This is a genomic window from Mycobacterium sp. MAA66 (genome assembly GCF_041261665.1).
Lineage (GTDB): Bacteria > Actinomycetota > Actinomycetes > Mycobacteriales > Mycobacteriaceae > Mycobacterium.
On record NZ_JBGCCC010000010.1, the window covers coordinates 67,595 to 84,079 of the forward strand.

The window sequence follows — 16,485 nt, forward strand, 5'->3', positions numbered from 1 at the left end:
TCGTGACGCCCACTACATCCATCACGGATTTGCTGGAGGGATTTGAACCATTTCCCGAGGCGCGCGCCGAGACCTACCGCACCAACGGCTACTGGGCCTCAAAACCGTTGGACACCTTACTTTCTGACGCGGCGAAGCAGTGGCCATCACGCCACGCGGTGGTAGATCATCAGACGTCGCACACCTTCGCCGAACTGGATCGGTTGGCCGACACCACCGCCGCGGGATTCGCAGCCCTGGGCATCAGCGCCGGTGATCGGGTGCTGCTGCAGTTGCCGAACTCCAACCGTTTCGCCGTCGCCCTGTTCGGGCTGCTGCGCGCCGGCGCCGTACCGGTGATGTGCCTGCCCGCGCACCGCCGCGCCGAACTCAGTCACTTCGCCGCGGTCAGCGGCGCCACCGCGCTGGTGATCACCGATCACCAGGGCGGCTTCGACTACCGCACGCTGGCCCGGCAGTTGACCGCGGACCACCCCCCGTTACGGCGGGTGATCATCGACGGCGACGCCGCGGAATTCACCCCGTGGGAGGCCCTGCTCAAGTCCGGTTCCGAGCCACCCGAACGGGTGGTCACCACCACCGAACCCGCACTGTTGCTGGTCTCCGGCGGCACGACCGGAGCACCCAAGCTCATTCCCCGTACCCATGACGACTATGTCTACAACGCCATCGCCAGCGCGCGATTGTGCCAATTGTCTTGTGATGACACCTATTTGGCTGTCCTGCCCGCGGCACACAACTTCCCGCTGGCCTGCCCGGGCCTACTGGGGGCGATGTCCGTCGGCGCCACCACCGTCTTCACCACCGATCCCAGCCCGGAAGCCGCCTTCGCCACCATCGCCCGCCACCACGTCACCGTCACCGCCCTGGTACCGGCGCTGGCCAAGCTGTGGACCCAGGCCTGCGACTGGGAACCGCAGCGCCCCAGCACCTTACGGTTGCTCCAGGTCGGCGGCGCCAAACTCGGCGCCGCCGACGCCTCGGCCCTGCGGGCCGAGCTGACCCCCGGACTGCAGCAGGTGTTCGGCATGGCCGAGGGCCTGGTCAACTACACCCGACCGGGAGATTCCGCCGAGTTGCTGGAGCAGACCCAGGGTGCGCCGCTGTGCCCGCACGACGAGTTGCGCGTGGTCGATGACAACGGCGACGAGGTACCTGTGGGCGACGAAGGCGAACTGCTGGTTCGCGGGCCGTACACCATCAACGGCTACTACCGCGCACCCCGCGACAACGAGCGGTCGTTCAGCCCGGACGGTTACTACCGCACCGGAGATCGAGTGCGGCGCTTGGCCGGCGGCTATCTCCAGGTGACCGGCCGGATAAAGGACGTCATCCACCGAGCCGGTGAGACCGTCTCCGCGCTCGACCTCGAGGAACACCTACTGAGTCATCCGGCGATCCGGTCCGCCGCGGCGATCGCGCTACCCGATGACTATCTCGGCGAAACGATCTGTGCAGTAGTGGTTTTCGTCGACACGGCTGTCGCCCTCCCCGAGCTCATTGACTATCTGGATGCCCGAGGTGTCGCCGCACACAGTCGTCCCGATGTGCTGGTCGCCAAGACCGCGCTGCCACTGACCGCCGTCGGAAAGATCGACAAGAAGGTGTTGATCGCCGAGCTGACCTGACGCCATTCATCCGCGCGCCATCAACCACAGGAGGACCACTCCCATGTCTGAACAACCATCCGCCGACACCGACACTCCGCGCAGTCTGGGCGAGTACATCAAGACCACCGCGATCAACACGCTGCCGCCGGTGGCCGCGTACTACGCGCTGCGCGCGTTCGACGTGGTGCCCTACCTGGCGCTGGTGGGGGCGATCGTCACCGCAGCCGTTCAGGGACTGCTGACCATGGCGCGCAAACGCAAGGTCGAGCCGGCGAACATCCTGGTCCTCGTCGGGTCGGCCTGCTCGCTGACCATTGCCCTGACCACGAAGAACCCGCGAGTGGTGCAGGCACTGGAACTCATCCCGATGTCGCTGCTGGTGTGGTCCTTCGCCATCAGCGGCCTGGTGCGCAAGCCCAACTCCAAGAAGGTCGCAGCAGTCATCTCCCCGGCCCTCGCCGAATCTGTGCTGCCACAACGGGGCTGGACCGACCATGACATCGCAGACTGGCACACGCTGCATACCCGGCTGTGCCTCTGGCTCGGTCTGCTCTGTGGCATCTATCCCGCGTTCGCGTTGTACCTGATCTTCCACTTTCCGGTGGACGTGTCCCAGATCCTCATCGTCGCCACGGGGCCCACACTGGTCGTCCTGTGCATCGTCGCCGCCGTGACCCTGATCCGGAAATTCGTACAAGGACGGGACCCGGTCGCCGCACCCACCGGCCACGCGTAATACCGCTGGGTATCAGCACCGCGCCACCAACTCGGCGATTGCCACCAAGGCCTGCCAACTGCCGAATATGGTGGCTCCATGACACGTACCGCGCCGGCCGGACAGATTGTTGACCTGGCGCGCGGCATGCGCGATCTGGTGCGAGCCGAAGCCGCCGACAGCGAGCGGCAGCGCACTCTGACGGGAGCCATCGTCGACCAGATGTGGGCCGGCGGGTTGATGTCCGCCTTCAATCCGGTCGCGGCCGGCGGGGCCGAGCCGACCTTTGCCGACATGATCGAGACCTGGATCGAAATGGCTTGGCAGGACGGGTCATTCGGCTGGGTGGGGATCGCCAATCTACCGTCGTCGTTCGCGGCCGGAGCCTATCTGCCCGATGAGGGCTTCGCCGAGGTGTTCACCGCCCACGACAACACGGTCACCATGGGCGGCCAGTTCTTTCCCAACGGCCAAGGCATCGCGGTGGACAGGGGTTACCGGCTGACCGGCAAATGGAGCTTCGGCTCCGGTACCGGTCACGCACAGTACATCGCGGCCGGCTTCATCCCGATGCACGACGGTGAAGTGCGGTGGATCAGCGAAGGCCTGCCCGAGATGAAGATCGCCATCCTGCCTCGCGATGAAGTCACCTTCGACGACGGCTGGTTTGTCCAGGGGCTCAAGGGAACCGGTTCGTACGACTATCACGCGGACGACCTGTTCGTACCCGCCCACCGGACCTTCGACCTGTTCACCACCGAGCCCCTGCGTGGTGATTCGCCGGCCTTCCGGATGGGCATGATGCCCGTGACCGCGGCCGGCCACGCGGCCTGGGCGCTCGGGGTGGCCAAGAGCATGCTCGACGATGTACAAGAGTTGGCGGCCACCAAGTTTCGGATGAGCGACATGGCCGCGCTGGCCAGTCGGCAGACCTTCCAGAAGGGGCTCGCCCACCATGTCGCGGCCTGGCGCGCGGCCCGACTGCTCGTGCTGGAAGCGTTCGGCACCGCCGAGGCGGTCGTCGCAGGCGGCGGGCGACTGACACCCACCCTCCGGGCGGACATGCGGGTGGCCGCGGTCTATGCCACCGATACCGCGCGCATGTGTGCCGAGTGGGCGCATCTGGCTGCCGGCACCAGTTCCATCCGCGAGGGGTCGCGGTTGGAGCGCGCGTTCCGCGACATCTACACCGGCACCCAGCACGCCTTCATCGGTGAGAAGGTGGCAATGGACGCCGCCCAGATCTGGCTCGGCCTGATCGAAGATCAGCCCGGGCTCTGAGGGACCAGGTACGGCGCCAGTGTGGTGAGCTTCTCGACGGTCTCTTCGAACTCGCGCTCAGGGGTCGACTCGGCGATGATGCCCGCACCGGCCCGCAGCCAGGTCTGCCCGTCGACCTCGTAGGCCGAGCGCAGCGTCAACGCCGCATCCATTCCGCCATCGGCCGAAAATATCGCCACCGCACCGGAATACAGACCTCGCGGGGACTCGTCCAACCGCATGATCGCCTCTACACTCTCGGCCTTGGGGATACCGGACGCGGTCACCGCCGGGAACAGCGCCTCCAGCGCGTCCATCCGGGTCATGCCCTCCGACAACAACCCACAGACGGTGGAACCCAGGTGCTGGACGCTCCCGCGCTCGCGCACTGTCATGAAGTCACTGACGATCGAGGTGCCCAACTGGGCCACCTCGGCAATCTCCTGCAACGAGCTGCGCACCGAGATCGCATGCTCGACAATCTCTTTGGAATTCGACTCCAGGTCTTGACGCGCAGCACGGTCGTGATCACGCCCCCGACCGAACGCCCGGGTACCGGCCAAAGGCTCGGTGATCACCACGCCATCTTCGCGCACCGCGGCGACCAACTCGGGACTGAAACCGAGGGCTCGAATTCCACCCAGTCGCAACAAGAATGAACGCGCCGGGGTGTTGTTCGCCCGGCCGACCCGATAAGTAGAAGGAAAATCGACGACGAAGGGCACATCGAAGCGCCGGGACAGAATGACCTTCTGGTATTGCCCCGCAACGATTTCCCCGACCGCGGCAGCCACCCGTGACCGGTAGTCGCTGACGTCTGTGAGCACATCGACCGGAGCCGGCGCGGCAGCCTCGGTAAGGCCCGAGTCCAGCAACCGCCGGACCGCCGCCAGCGTCTGCGGATCATCGCCCGGGACTCGAATCTCGTTGCTGGTGATGACAATCTGCGTCTGCGCGCTGAAGATTCGTGCCAGCGGAGTACCGGCCGTCAACCGCTGCTGTAGCCCGAACCGGTATGCGCCGAACTCGAACGCCACCCACCCGAACAACCGATCGGTCTCCAACAACAATCGGTCGATGGAGTCGCCCAGCACCTGCCCCGGGCGGCCGCTCCAGATCTCTCGGGCCACGGTGCCGTCAGGGCTTACGAACCGCACCTCGTCGCTGTCCAGCTCGACGGCAGCCCGCACGCCGGAGGCCAGGATCCACTCACCGGAACGCTCGTAGACGACGTAGTCGGCGCCCACGCTCTCGGGCAACTCGACAGCCAGCTGCGCGACGAGATCGGCCGGAGCGACGTTGGCCGGCAACGAAATACGCGTCACGGACGAAGGAACAGCAGCTTCAGCAGTCACCTTGAGCACCTAGTTAATTTAGCCTAACCTCACTTGAAAAACAGGGCTACGCCGATGTGATCCGCGCCCCAGCGCCGGCCATCGACCAGCCGTTCGCCGACGCACGTTGCGCCCAGAAATCCGCATACCTGCCCCCGGCCACCATCAACGCGTCGTGGGTACCGGTGGCCTCCACGGTGCCACGGTCGGACAGCACGACGATGCTGTCGGCAGCGACCACAGTGGACAGCTTGTGCGCGATCACAATGACCGTGCTGCGGTCGGCCAGCGTCCGGATCGAGTCCGCGACGTGGCGCTCGTTCTGCGGATCCAGTGCGCTGGTCGCTTCGTCGAACAGCACCACCGGGGCGTTCTTGACCAGTGCACGGGCAATCGAAACCCTTTGCCGCTCACCGCCGGACAGCGCCGAGCCGCCCTCCCCCACCCGGGTCTGCCAGCCGCCCGGCAATCGCTCCACGACCGAATCCAGACCCGCGGTGCGGGCCGCAGCCCTGATCTGTTCCTGGTCGACGTTCGGGTTACCGATCCGGACGTTCTCCCACAGGGTGTCGTCGAACAGATAGACATCCTGAAACACCAGGGACAACTGGCCCATCAATTGCTCGGCAGTCTGGTCGCGAACGTCGACGCCGCCGACTCGCACTGTCCCCGAATCGACGTCGTAGAACCTGGCCAGCAGTCGGGTGATGGTGGTCTTGCCCGAACCGGACGGCCCGACCAGCGCGGTCATGGTGCCCGGCCGGGCGGTGAAACTGACATCGGCCAGCACCGAACGTCCCGGATAACCGAATGCCACCCGGTCCAGCTCAATCTGCCCGGCGGCCGAAATCGGCTTCGGGTCAACCGGTTCCGGTAGCGGCGCAGTGTCCAGGATCGAGGTGATCCGGTCCAGTTCGGTGCCCGCCATTCGCATTGCCGAGCCATACTCGGTCAATTCGGACAGCGGCGAAGCAAATCGAGCGGCCAGCCCGAGGATCGCCACCAACGTCACCGGGTTGACACTCCCGTCGACCGCCAGCCAGGCCGCCACACCGATCAATCCGGAGAACACCGTCTGTACCCCGACGCTGCCGAGCATCATGCCGGCGACCGACGCCCACAGCGCCCGCCGTCCGACCTGATACTGATTGTCCAGTGCCTCCGAGAGTGGCCGATAGTCGGTTCCGGTACGGCCGAAAGAGCGCAATACCGGTTGGCACCGGGCGAATTCGATGACTCGATTGTTCACTTCGGTCTCGGCGTCGTGAGTGCGCGCCTCCGCCGACGCGATCAGCGCCGCGGCGGCCCGGGTGGCCACCACCAACACCACACCGCCGAACAACGCCACCGCACCGATACGCCAGTCGAAGACGAACAACCCGGCCACCACGGTCAGCGCGCTGGTGGTGTTGACCACCAGCGGCGTCACCAGATGCGCGCTGCTGGTTCCGACGAATGTGGTTCCCTTGACCGCGATCTGGGAAACCTGACCCACCCGCTCCCGGGTGAACCAGCCCAGCGGCAGGGTTACCAGGTGATCCCCGATACGGTGGTGCAGCAGCCGCATGGTGGTCAGGGCCATTCGCATGGCGCGGGCCGCCTGCACGTAATGCGCGACAGCGCTGACCAACACCACCCCGGCCAACACCGCCAACCAGCGTGTCGCCGAGCCGAATTCGCCGTCGAACAGTGCCACCGAGATCGGCACCAACAGGACCATCGAAAGACCGTGCAGCAGACCGTAAGCCGTCGCCCACGCCAGGAAGCTGTACATCTTGCCGCGCTGCGGTCCGAGAATCCGCAAGAACCCGCTGATCATCGTCATCGTGTGACCTCCAGCTCCGCGGAACCCTGATAGGACCGCCACATCTGGGCGTAGGTGGCATCGGCAGCGAGCAGATCACGGTGCCGGCCCTGCTCGGCGATCCGGCCGTCACGCAGCACCACGATGTTGTCCGAGCCCACAATCGAGCCGAGTCGGTGCGCGATCACCAGCACCGTACGTCCGGCGATCAACGTCGACAGCGCCGCCTGGATCTGAGCCTCCGAATCCGGATCGGCGAAGGCGGTCGCCTCGTCGAGCACCAGGATCGGAGCGTCGGCCAGCAGTGCCCGCGCAATGCTGACCCGTTGCTCCTCGCCGCCGGAGAAGTACGCATCCCGCCCGACCACCGAGTCATACCCCTTGGGCAGCTCCATGATTCGATCGTGGATCTGGGCCGCCCGGGCCACCCGGTGCACATCCTCGATAGGGGCCTGCGGCCGGCCCAGACGGATGTTGTCGGCAACGCTGATGCCCAGCAGCTGCACGTCCTGCAGCACGAAACCGACCTGCCGGTACAACACTTTCGGATCGATATTGCGCACGTCGACCCCGCCGATGCGCACCGCGCCCGCGGTGACGTCGTGAAACCGCGGCACCAGGGTGGCCAGCGTCGACTTGCCACCACCCGACGGGCCCACCAGTGCGGTGACGGTACCGGCCGGTAAGGTCAGCGAAACATCGTGCAGAACAACGGATTCCCCATCATAGGAGAACTCGACGCCGTCGAATTCGACCGAATTGTCCTGTGGCACTTTGGGCAGGCCCGCCACCGGCAGCGCAGTGGTGTTCAACAACGCCGTCAGACGGCCGGCCGCGGCCACCGCCTGTTTCTGCGCGGCAGCCGAGTATCCGACGGCCAGCACCGCGGTCGGAATGGTGACCGCCACCAGCGTCGACCCCAACACCTCGATCGGGCTCACCCAGCCGTTGCGGACAAACCAGCAGCCACCGGCCAGGTTGACCAACAACACCACCGGGGCCTCGACGAACACCGACGAGACCGCCCGCAGCCGCACCATCGGACCGACGAATCCCGCGAATCCATCGTTGAATTCGTCGGCGGCCGCGGCAAAACGCTTGTGCGCCTTGCCCGTCTCGCCGAATGTCTTGACCACCGAGACACCGGCGATGAACTCCACGATGGTGGCACTGATGGCGGCGATGCCCTCGTTCATCTGGCCCATCCGGGCCACCGCACCGCGCATCAGAAAGCCGTAGACCACGAGGTAGATCGGAATGGTGCCGATCGCCAGCAGGCCCAGCCGCCAATCCAGATAGAAGCAGTAGGCCAGGCCGAACAAGGGAGTGGCCAACGCCCCGGTCTTCTCCACGGCAGCGTGGGCCACCAGGTAGTGCAGTTCACCGACGTCATGCTGGATGGCCTTGCGGACCTCACCCGAGGAGTTCTCGCCAAACCAGCCCAGCGGCAGGCGTCCCAATGCATCGACCAACTGCCGCCGCAGCCGACCCTGTAGTTCGACGTCGGCGAAGTGGGTGAGGGTCAACGCCAGACCACCGGCCAACGTGCGCACGGCCAGGCCGCCACCGATCAGAACCACTACCAGGCTCCACACCCGCGTGGCATCGACCGGACCGCCGGACAACAGGTAGCGCCCCAACTCGACGATGCCGATGAAAGGTACGACCGTGGCAGCCGACGCGACGAGCTGCAGCACCTGCGCCAAGGCGGTGCGGCCGCGGACCGGGGCGAGGAGTCGCTTGAGCGATGCCACATCCTTGGCCGCGGCGATTCTGGCCGCCGCGACGTCACCCGATCGGCGCCGATCACGTAACGAGGTCGTGGACTGCGCCGCGGGCATTGAACCTCCAGCAAGTTGGTAAGGATTGCCTAACCATATATGCCGGAGTGTTCGCGCGTACCACCAACCCCGAACGCTCAGTCCAAGATCGCGCGCACCACCCCGTCAGCCAACAGCCGGCCGTGATCGGTCAGCACCAGCCGATCGCCCGAGTGCCGCAGCAATCCGTCGGCCACCGCCGCGGCGGCCCGGTCCCGCTCGGCCGAGCTCAATGCACCGACCGGCAGCCCGGTACGCAGCCGCAACCGCAACATCACGTCCTCGGTGTGCCTGGCCGCGTCATCGAGCTCCTCGAAGTCGCCGACCGGCAGCCGGCCCTGCGCCAGCTCCGCGGCATAAGTGTTCGGGTGCTTGGCATTCCACCACCGGCGGGCGCCGACGAATCCATGCGCGCCGGGCCCGGCCCCCCACCACTGACCACCGTCCCAGTAACCCAGGTTGTGCCGGCATTCCCCGCCCGGGCGGCTCCAGTTCGACACCTCGTACCAGTCGAAACCGGCCCGGCTCAGGTACGCGTCCAGCAGCTCGTAGCGAGATGCCAGCACGTCGTCGTCGGGAGCGGAGATCTCCCCGCGTCGAACCCGGCGGGCCAATGCCGTGCCGTCCTCGACGATCAGGGCATACGCCGACACATGGTCGACACCGACGTCGATCGCCGTATCCACCGAACGGCGCAAGTCGTCGTCGGTCTCCCCCGGTGTGCCATAGATGAGGTCGAGATTGACGTGCGCGAAGCCCGCCGCCAGCGCCTCGGCGGCCGCTGCCGGCGCCCGGCCGGCCGAGTGGGTCCGGTCCAATACCGCCAGTACGTGCGGTGCCGTCGACTGCATACCCAACGAGACCCTGGTGTACCCGGCCTCCAGCAGCTCGGCGAAGAATGCGGTCGACGTCGACTCCGGATTCGCCTCGGTGGTGACCTCGGCCGTGGGGGCTAGCCGGAAATTATCCCGCACCGCGTCGAGCACTGCACTTAGCCCGGAACCGCCCAACAGTGACGGGGTGCCGCCGCCGACGAACACGGTGTCAACCGGCAGATCGATCTGCGCCCCGGCCATCGACAGCTCGATCCGCAGCGCCTCCAGCCAGCCGTCAGGGTTCGATCCGCCCAGCTCACCGGCCGTGTAGGTGTTGAAATCGCAATACCCGCAGCGCGTCGCGCAGAACGGCACATGGATATAGATGCCGAACGGCCCGGTGGCGGTTGCGGCTGCGTCGGTCATGAGGATCAGTGTCCCACCGAGTCCGGACGACTTTTGCTCGCGGTGATCGCTAGTTTCGGCCGGTTAGGGCACCAGCCGCTGGTCGTGGCAGAATGGCCAGCGTGTCCGCCAGCCTCAATCGCACCCTCGGTTCCGCGTTGGTGACACGTCGGCATGTCGACTTCAAGCGCGTATGTAGCTGTTGCTGTCTGCCTTTGACGCCGTAGACCTGACCCACCTGAAACCATCAGCTGGCTGCCGGATCTGCGCTGCCCGGACAGCCACGGGTATTCGCACGATTCCTGAGCCGGCTCCTTGTTCAAGGGAGCCCCACAAATGACGACAGCAAAGCCCGCCAAAACCCGCGACGAAGGCCAGTGGGCGCTGGGCAACCGTGAACCGCTGAACGCCAACGAAGTGTTCAAGTTGGAAGACGACGCGCTCAACGTGCGCGCCCGGATCATCGACGTCCACTCCAAACAGGGCTTCGAGTCGATCAGCAAAGACGACCTGCGCGGCCGTTACCGCTGGATGGGCTTGTACACCCAGCGTGAGCAGGGCTACGACGGCACCTACACCGGCGACGACAACGCCGACCTGTTGGAAGCCCCTTACTTCATGATGCGGGTGCGGTGCGACGGCGGCGCGCTGACCAGCGCAGCACTGCGCACCATCGGCGAGATCTCCACCGAGTTCGCGCGAGACAGCGCCGACATCACCGACCGCGAGAACATTCAGTACCACTGGATCCGCGTCGAGGACGTGCCCGAAATCTGGCGTCGTCTGGAGGCGGTCGGCCTGCAGACCACCGAGGCGTGCGGTGACTGCCCCCGCGTTGTGCTCGGTGGCCCGTTGTCCGGCGAGTCGCTGGACGAGGTCCTCGACCCCAGTTGGGCCGTCGACGAGATCGTCCGCCGGTATGTCGGCAACCCGGAGTTCTCCAACCTGCCGCGCAAGTACAAGACCGCCATCTCGGGTCTGCAGGACGTCGCCCACGAGATCAACGACATCGCATTCATCGGCGTGAACCACCCCGACCACGGCCCCGGCCTGGACATCTGGGTCGGCGGCGGCCTGTCCACCAATCCGATGCTGGCCCAGCGCCTCGGAGCGTGGGTGCCGCTGAACGAGGTGCCCGATGTCTGGGAAGCCATCACCAAGGTCTTCCGGGACTATGGTTACCGCCGGCTACGGTCCAAGGCGCGGCTGAAGTTCCTGGTCAAGGACTGGGGCGTAGAAAAGTTCCGCGAAGTCCTCGAAACCGAATACCTGGGCCGCAAACTGATCGACGGGCCGGCCCCCGAGCAGGTTGCGCACACCATCGACCACGTCGGTGTGCAGAAACTCAAGAGTGGCCTGAACTCCGTCGGTGTCGCCGCCATCGCGGGCCGTTCCTCGGGCACCCTGCTGACCAAGATCGCCGATCTGGCCGAGGCCGCCGGTTCCAACCGCATCCGGCTGACGCCCTACCAGAAGCTGGTCATCCTGGACGTGGCCGACGACAAGGTCGAGGAACTGATCGCCGGGCTGGACGCGATCGGCCTGCAGACCCGGCCCTCGATGTGGCGCAAGAACCTGATGGCCTGCAGCGGTATCGAATACTGCAAGCTCTCGTTCGCCGAAACCCGCGTTCGCGCACAGACTTTGGTGCCCGAGCTGGAGCAGCGACTGGCCGACCTGAACGCCACCCTCGACGTGCCGGTGACCATCAACCTCAACGGCTGCCCGAACTCGTGCGCCCGGATCCAGATCGCCGACATCGGCTTCAAGGGCCAGATGATCGACGAGGGGAACGGCCCCGAAGAAGGCTTCCAGGTGCACCTCGGCGGCAGCCTGGGCCTGGACAGCGGATTCGGCCGCAAGCTGCGTCAGCACAAGGTACTGGCCACCGAGCTCGGCGACTACATCGAGCGGGTCGTGCGCAACTTCACGGAACAGCGTGAGCCCGGCGAGCGTTTCGCCCAGTGGGCCGTACGGGCCGACGAAGCGGAGTTGCGATGACCGATGAAATGACTGCTACCCACGACGTTGTCGAACTGAGGGCGATCGCCCAGCGCGGCGCGGCCGCGTTGGCCGATGCCAGTGCCGAAGAACTGCTGCGCTGGGTTGACGAGAACTTCGCAGGCAACTACGTGGTGGCCTCGAACATGCAGGACGCCGTGCTGGTGGAGATGGCGGCCAAGGTGCGTCCCGGGGTCGACGTGCTGTTCCTGGACACCGGCTACCACTTCGCCGAGACCATCGGTACCCGCGACGCCGTGGAAACCGTGTACGACGTGAAGATCGTCAACGTCACCCCCGAGCACACCGTGGCGGAGCAGGACCAACTGCTGGGCAAGGACCTGTTCGCCCGCGAAGCCGCGCAGTGCTGCAACCTGCGCAAGGTACAACCGCTGTCCAAGGCGCTCAAGGGATACTCCGCCTGGGTCACGGGCATCCGCCGGGTCGAAGCCCCCACCCGGGCCAACGCCCCCCTCGTCAGCTTCGACGAGGCGTTCGGTCTGGTGAAGATCAACCCGATCGCCGCCTGGAGCGATGAGCAGATGCAGGCCTACATCGACGCCAACGGCATTCTGGTCAATCCCCTGGTCGACGAGGGTTATCCGTCCATCGGCTGCGCGCCCTGCACAGCCAAGCCGGCTGAGGGCGCCGACCCGCGCAGCGGCCGCTGGGCCGGCCAGTCCAAAACCGAATGCGGCTTGCACCTTTCTTGAGGCTGTAGTGCAACTGATCCTCACCGCGCACGGCAGCGTCGATCCGCGGTCCGCGGCCAACGCCCGCGAGGTGGCCAACACGGTGGCCGCCTTGCGGCGCGGCCTCGACGTGAAACTGGCCTTCTGCGAACAGAATTCGCCCAATCTTCAGGACGCGCTGGCCGCCTGCCCAGCCGGCGCCGTGGTGGTGCCGCTCCTGCTGGCCGACGCCTATCACGCCCGCATCGACATCCCCGCGATGATCGCCGGATCGGGTGCCGACGTACGCCAAGCCGGGGTACTCGGTGAAGACGACCGGCTGATCCACGTGCTGAGCCAAAGATTGACCCACTGCGGGGTCTCGCGCCTCGACGGCCGGATCGGGGTGCTGGTGACGGCCGTGGGCTCCTCATCGGCCGAAGCCAACGCCCGTACCGCATCGGTTGCCGCGGGACTGGTCGCCGGCACGCACTGGCGAGCAACCACGGCGTTCGCCACCGGCCCGCGGCCGAACCTGGACGAGGCGGCACAACTGCTGCGCTGCGAGGGCGCCACCGAACTGGTGATCGCACCGTGGTTCCTCGCGCACGGCCGGATCACCGACCGGGTCGCCGACTATGCGCAGACACACGGGATCCCGATGGCACAACCACTGGGAGCACATCGTCTGGTCGCCGAGACGGTATTGGACCGGTTCGATGAGGCGGTTGCGGCCCGCCGCGCCGCCTGAGACGTTCGGATCGCGGTAAGACGGCCCGGATCGGCATCAGGATTCCATATAGATGGTCGCCGGCGGCTGATCGCGCGGATTGAATCGGATCCATGCGAGATTTCCGGGCCGCAGATGTCTGACCTGCTGCAACTCCTGTCCATGCTGGCACTGCCGGCATCGGTTCTGTTGGTGTGCCGGCACCACAACCGGCGCGACGTGCCCTCCCGCGCGGCGCGGCACTGACAGCGCATTCCGCCTGCGTCGCCTAGCATCCTTCAGCGGTAGCACAACCGCCGAATGCAGGAGGCACCGCGCGTGGCCACTCACCCCGACAACAGTCGGCAGGGATTACGTCTAGGTCTGGCGGTGAGTGCGCTGGGCGTGGTGTTCGGCGACATCGGTACCAGTCCGATCTACACCATGCAGACGGTGTTCGATCCCGGTGACCCCCATCCCGTCCCGATCAGCAGAGACCACATCTACGGTGTGGTCTCTTTGGTGTTCTGGTCGGTGATGCTGATCGTCACCGTCACCTACGTGATGCTCGTGATGCGCGCCGACAACGAGGGCGAGGGTGGCGTGATGGCGCTGATCACCCTGGTGAAGCGGTCGTCGTCCAAGCTCGGCGCCCGAACCACGTCCGTCCTGGCCGCACTTGGAATCCTCGGCGCTGCACTGTTTTTCGGTGACTCGATGATCACGCCGGCAATTTCGGTGTTGTCGGCCGTCGAAGGTGTGAAAACGCTCAGCCCGGGCCTGGCCGACTGGGTGGTGCCGATCACCGCGGTGATCATCCTGGCATTGTTCAGCGTGCAGCGGCACGGCACTGCGACCGTCGGTCGGTTCTTCGGCCCGGTGATGATCCTGTGGTTCGCCGCGATCGGCGCCTGCGGGGTCATGGGCATCAGCAAGGACCCCGAGATCCTTCACGCGTTGTCCCCCAGCTACGCACTGAGTTTTCTGGGCGGTCACTTCGGCATCGCGTTCTTCGCACTGGCCGCGGTGGTGCTGTCGGTCACTGGCGCCGAGGCGCTGTACGCCGACATGGGGCATTTCGGTCGCAAGCCGATCACCCTGGCCTGGATGCTGCTGGTGTTCCCCGCCTGTGTGCTGAGCTACTTCGGTCAGGGCGCCCTGCTACTGAAGAACCCGGATGTCAACGACGCGCCGTTCTTCCTGCTGACGCCCGACTGGGGCCGGCTGCCCATGGTGATACTGGCCATGGCGGCAACGGTCATCGCATCACAGGCGGTGATCACCGGGGCGTTCTCGGTTGCCGCCCAGGCCGCACGCCTGGGCTATCTGCCTCGACTGCGGGTCATGCACACCTCCGCGTCGACCATCGGTCAGATCTATGTGCCGTGGATCAACAGCATCCTGGTTGTTGCAGTGCTGACCCTGGTGTTCGCCTTCCGCAGTTCGGCCGCCCTGGCGTACGCGTTCGGCATGGCGGTCACCGGCACCATCACCATCACCACGCTGCTGTTCCTGAACATCGCACGCGCCAGGTGGAATTGGCCGCTGTGGGTGGTGATCGGTATCGGCGCGCCGCTGCTCACCGTGGACCTGCTGTTCTTCGCCGCCAACCTGACCAAGCTGGTGCACGGCGCCTGGCTGCCACTGTTGATCGGCCTGATCACGTTCACCATCATGACCACCTGGCAACGCGGTGCCGAGATCGTCACCCGGGCGCGCGATCAGGCGGAGGGGTCGCTGCGGCAGTTCGTCGACTCCATCGTGGCCAGTAAGCCGCCGGTGACCCGGGTACCGGGCACGGCGGTGTTCCTCAACCGCGGTATCGAGACGGCGCCACTGGCCATGCGCGCCAACGTCAAATACAACCGCATGCTGCACGAGCACGTGGTGGTGCTGACCCTGATCACCGCGACGGTGCCGCGCATCGCCGACGCCGACCGCCTACAGGTCGACGACCTCGGTTATACCGACGACGGGATCGTCCACGTGACGGCCAAACACGGCTACATGGAGCGGCCGAATGTGCCGGCCGCCCTGCAACTGCTCGACTCCCGGCAAACCGAGGGACCGCTCGACCTGACCGCGGCCACGTATTTCCTGTCCAAGGTCGACCTGGTGATGTGCCAGCATCCGACCATGTCGCCTTGGCGGACAAGGCTTTTCATCGCGACGTCGTACATCACCTCGGATGCCGCCGCTTACTTCCTGCTGCCGCCGGACCAGACGGTGATCCTGGGCTCACGCATTCAGGTGTGAGGACTACGCACCGGTCAGCGCGGCATCCACTTCCTGCACTCGGCCCGCGATCGGCGGGACCCGGGTCGCCCGGACATACACCGTGTCGCCCTCGTGCAGCGCCAGTGCCTCGGCGTCGCCGCGGGTGATCTGGGCGGTGAACGGCGTGCCGTCGGCCGCTGATGTCAGCTCGACCCGAACCTCGAAGCCCAGCCGCACGACTCGATCGACCCGGGCCCGCAGCACCCCGGTCGCCCGCACGTCACCGTCGGCTTGCGCGATCGCCATGTCCGGGGTGCGGCCCACCCGAATGTCGTGGGGGCGCACTTGAGTTCCGTTCAGCACCGACACCGCACCGAGGAACGACATGACAAATGAGTTGGCGGGGCTGTCGTAAACCTGCGTAGGTGAACCGACCTGTTCGATCCGGCCCTTGTTGAGCACCGCGATCCGGTCCGCGACATCGAGCGCCTCGGCCTGATCGTGGGTGACCAGCACGGTGGTCACGTGCACCTCGTCGTGCAGGCGGCGCAGCCAGGTCCGCAGATCGTCGCGCACCTTGGCGTCCAGGGCACCGAACGGTTCGTCGAGCAGCAACACCTGCGGATCGACCGCCAGGGCCCGCGCCAACGCCATCCGCTGGCGCTGACCGCCGGACAGCTGGCTGGGATAGCGAGTCTGAAAACCGCTGAGTCCCACCACTTCCAAGAGGTCGTCCACCCTCGCCTTGACCTCGGACTTGGGTCGCTTGCGGATCTTGAGCCCGAAACCAACGTTCTCCCGCACGGTCATGTGCTTGAACGCCGCATAGTGCTGGAACACGAAACCGATACCGCGCTGCTGCGGCGGCACCCCGGTGACGTCCTTGCCCTTGATCGTGATGGAGCCGGTGTCCGGGGTGTCCAGCCCGGCGATCGCCCGCAACAGGGTCGACTTACCCGAGCCGCTGGGCCCCAGCAAGGCCGTCAACGAACCCTCGGGCACATCGAAATCGATGTTGTCCAAGGCCGCGAAGTCGCCGTAATGCTTGTTGGCGCCACGCACGGTGATGGCGTTCCCGACCCGCTCGCTGCTAGTCATAGTCTTCAAAGTCTTTCTCTGTCACG

Annotated in this window: 13 protein-coding genes; 8 read left to right on the plus strand and 5 right to left on the minus strand. The window is 66.0% G+C overall.

The genetic code is table 11. From position 1 onward, the window contains the following. Window positions 1-2 precede the first annotated feature (2 nt). The 3 genes from ABIA30_RS22560 (at window position 3) to ABIA30_RS22570 (ending at window position 3,606) form a co-directional block, all read left to right on the plus strand. Entirely contained in the window at window positions 3-1,628 is a 1,626-nt protein-coding gene (locus ABIA30_RS22560) for a (2,3-dihydroxybenzoyl)adenylate synthase (RefSeq protein ID WP_370069541.1), read from the plus strand. Window positions 1,629-1,671: 43 nt separating this feature from the next. Continuing rightward, window positions 1,672-2,346, plus strand: coding sequence for a VC0807 family protein (locus ABIA30_RS22565; RefSeq protein WP_370069543.1), 675 nt, complete (start codon window positions 1,672-1,674; stop codon window positions 2,344-2,346). A gap of 78 nt (window positions 2,347-2,424) precedes the next feature. Further along, on the plus strand, window positions 2,425-3,606 hold the full coding sequence (locus ABIA30_RS22570) for an acyl-CoA dehydrogenase family protein (protein ID WP_370069545.1): 1,182 nt from the start codon (window positions 2,425-2,427) through the stop codon (window positions 3,604-3,606). Here ABIA30_RS22570 and ABIA30_RS22575 read toward each other — a convergent pair. The 4 genes from ABIA30_RS22575 to hemW form a co-directional block, all read right to left on the minus strand. Then, window positions 3,591-4,940 (minus strand): salicylate synthase, encoded by a 1,350-nt coding sequence (locus ABIA30_RS22575; protein WP_370069547.1) that lies wholly within the window; start codon window positions 4,938-4,940, stop codon window positions 3,591-3,593. The genes ABIA30_RS22570 and ABIA30_RS22575 overlap by 16 nt on opposite strands. Before the next feature lie 46 nt (window positions 4,941-4,986). Continuing rightward, a complete protein-coding gene (locus ABIA30_RS22580; protein WP_370069753.1) occupies window positions 4,987-6,738 on the minus strand; it encodes an ABC transporter ATP-binding protein in 1,752 nt (583 codons plus the stop codon). Window positions 6,739-6,740: 2 nt separating this feature from the next. Next, window positions 6,741-8,564, minus strand: a complete 1,824-nt coding sequence (locus ABIA30_RS22585) for an ABC transporter ATP-binding protein (RefSeq protein WP_370069549.1) — start codon at window positions 8,562-8,564, stop codon at window positions 6,741-6,743. 77 nt (window positions 8,565-8,641) lie between these two features. Continuing rightward, on the minus strand, window positions 8,642-9,784 hold the full coding sequence (hemW, locus tag ABIA30_RS22590) for a radical SAM family heme chaperone HemW (RefSeq protein ID WP_370069551.1): 1,143 nt from the start codon (window positions 9,782-9,784) through the stop codon (window positions 8,642-8,644). Window positions 9,785-9,876: 92 nt separating this feature from the next. Here hemW and ABIA30_RS22595 point away from each other — a divergent pair, with 92 nt between their 5' ends. The 5 genes from ABIA30_RS22595 (at window position 9,877) to ABIA30_RS22615 (ending at window position 15,400) form a co-directional block, all read left to right on the plus strand. Beyond that, a complete protein-coding gene (locus ABIA30_RS22595) occupies window positions 9,877-9,990 on the plus strand; it encodes an Ms4527A family Cys-rich leader peptide (protein ID WP_370069553.1) in 114 nt (37 codons plus the stop codon). 109 nt (window positions 9,991-10,099) lie between these two features. Further along, window positions 10,100-11,764 carry a nitrite/sulfite reductase gene (locus ABIA30_RS22600; protein ID WP_370069555.1) on the plus strand — a complete coding sequence of 555 codons (1,665 nt, stop codon included), beginning with the start codon at window positions 10,100-10,102 and terminating at the stop codon, window positions 11,762-11,764. Continuing rightward, the gene (locus tag ABIA30_RS22605; RefSeq protein WP_370069557.1) at window positions 11,761-12,477 is read left to right on the plus strand and encodes a phosphoadenylyl-sulfate reductase; all 717 of its coding nucleotides are present in this window, start codon (window positions 11,761-11,763) and stop codon (window positions 12,475-12,477) included. The genes ABIA30_RS22600 and ABIA30_RS22605 overlap by 4 nt, the downstream gene beginning before the upstream one ends. Before the next feature lie 7 nt (window positions 12,478-12,484). After that, window positions 12,485-13,186 carry a sirohydrochlorin chelatase gene (locus ABIA30_RS22610; protein WP_370069559.1) on the plus strand — a complete coding sequence of 234 codons (702 nt, stop codon included), beginning with the start codon at window positions 12,485-12,487 and terminating at the stop codon, window positions 13,184-13,186. Between the two features lie 279 nt (window positions 13,187-13,465). Beyond that, window positions 13,466-15,400, plus strand: a complete 1,935-nt coding sequence (locus tag ABIA30_RS22615; RefSeq protein ID WP_370069561.1) for a potassium transporter Kup — start codon at window positions 13,466-13,468, stop codon at window positions 15,398-15,400. A 3-nt stretch (window positions 15,401-15,403) separates the two neighbouring features. Here the strand turns inward: ABIA30_RS22615 and ABIA30_RS22620 are convergent, their stop codons facing one another. After that, window positions 15,404-16,459 carry a sulfate/molybdate ABC transporter ATP-binding protein gene (locus ABIA30_RS22620; protein WP_370069563.1) on the minus strand — a complete coding sequence of 352 codons (1,056 nt, stop codon included), beginning with the start codon at window positions 16,457-16,459 and terminating at the stop codon, window positions 15,404-15,406. Between the last annotated feature and the right edge of the window lie 26 nt (window positions 16,460-16,485).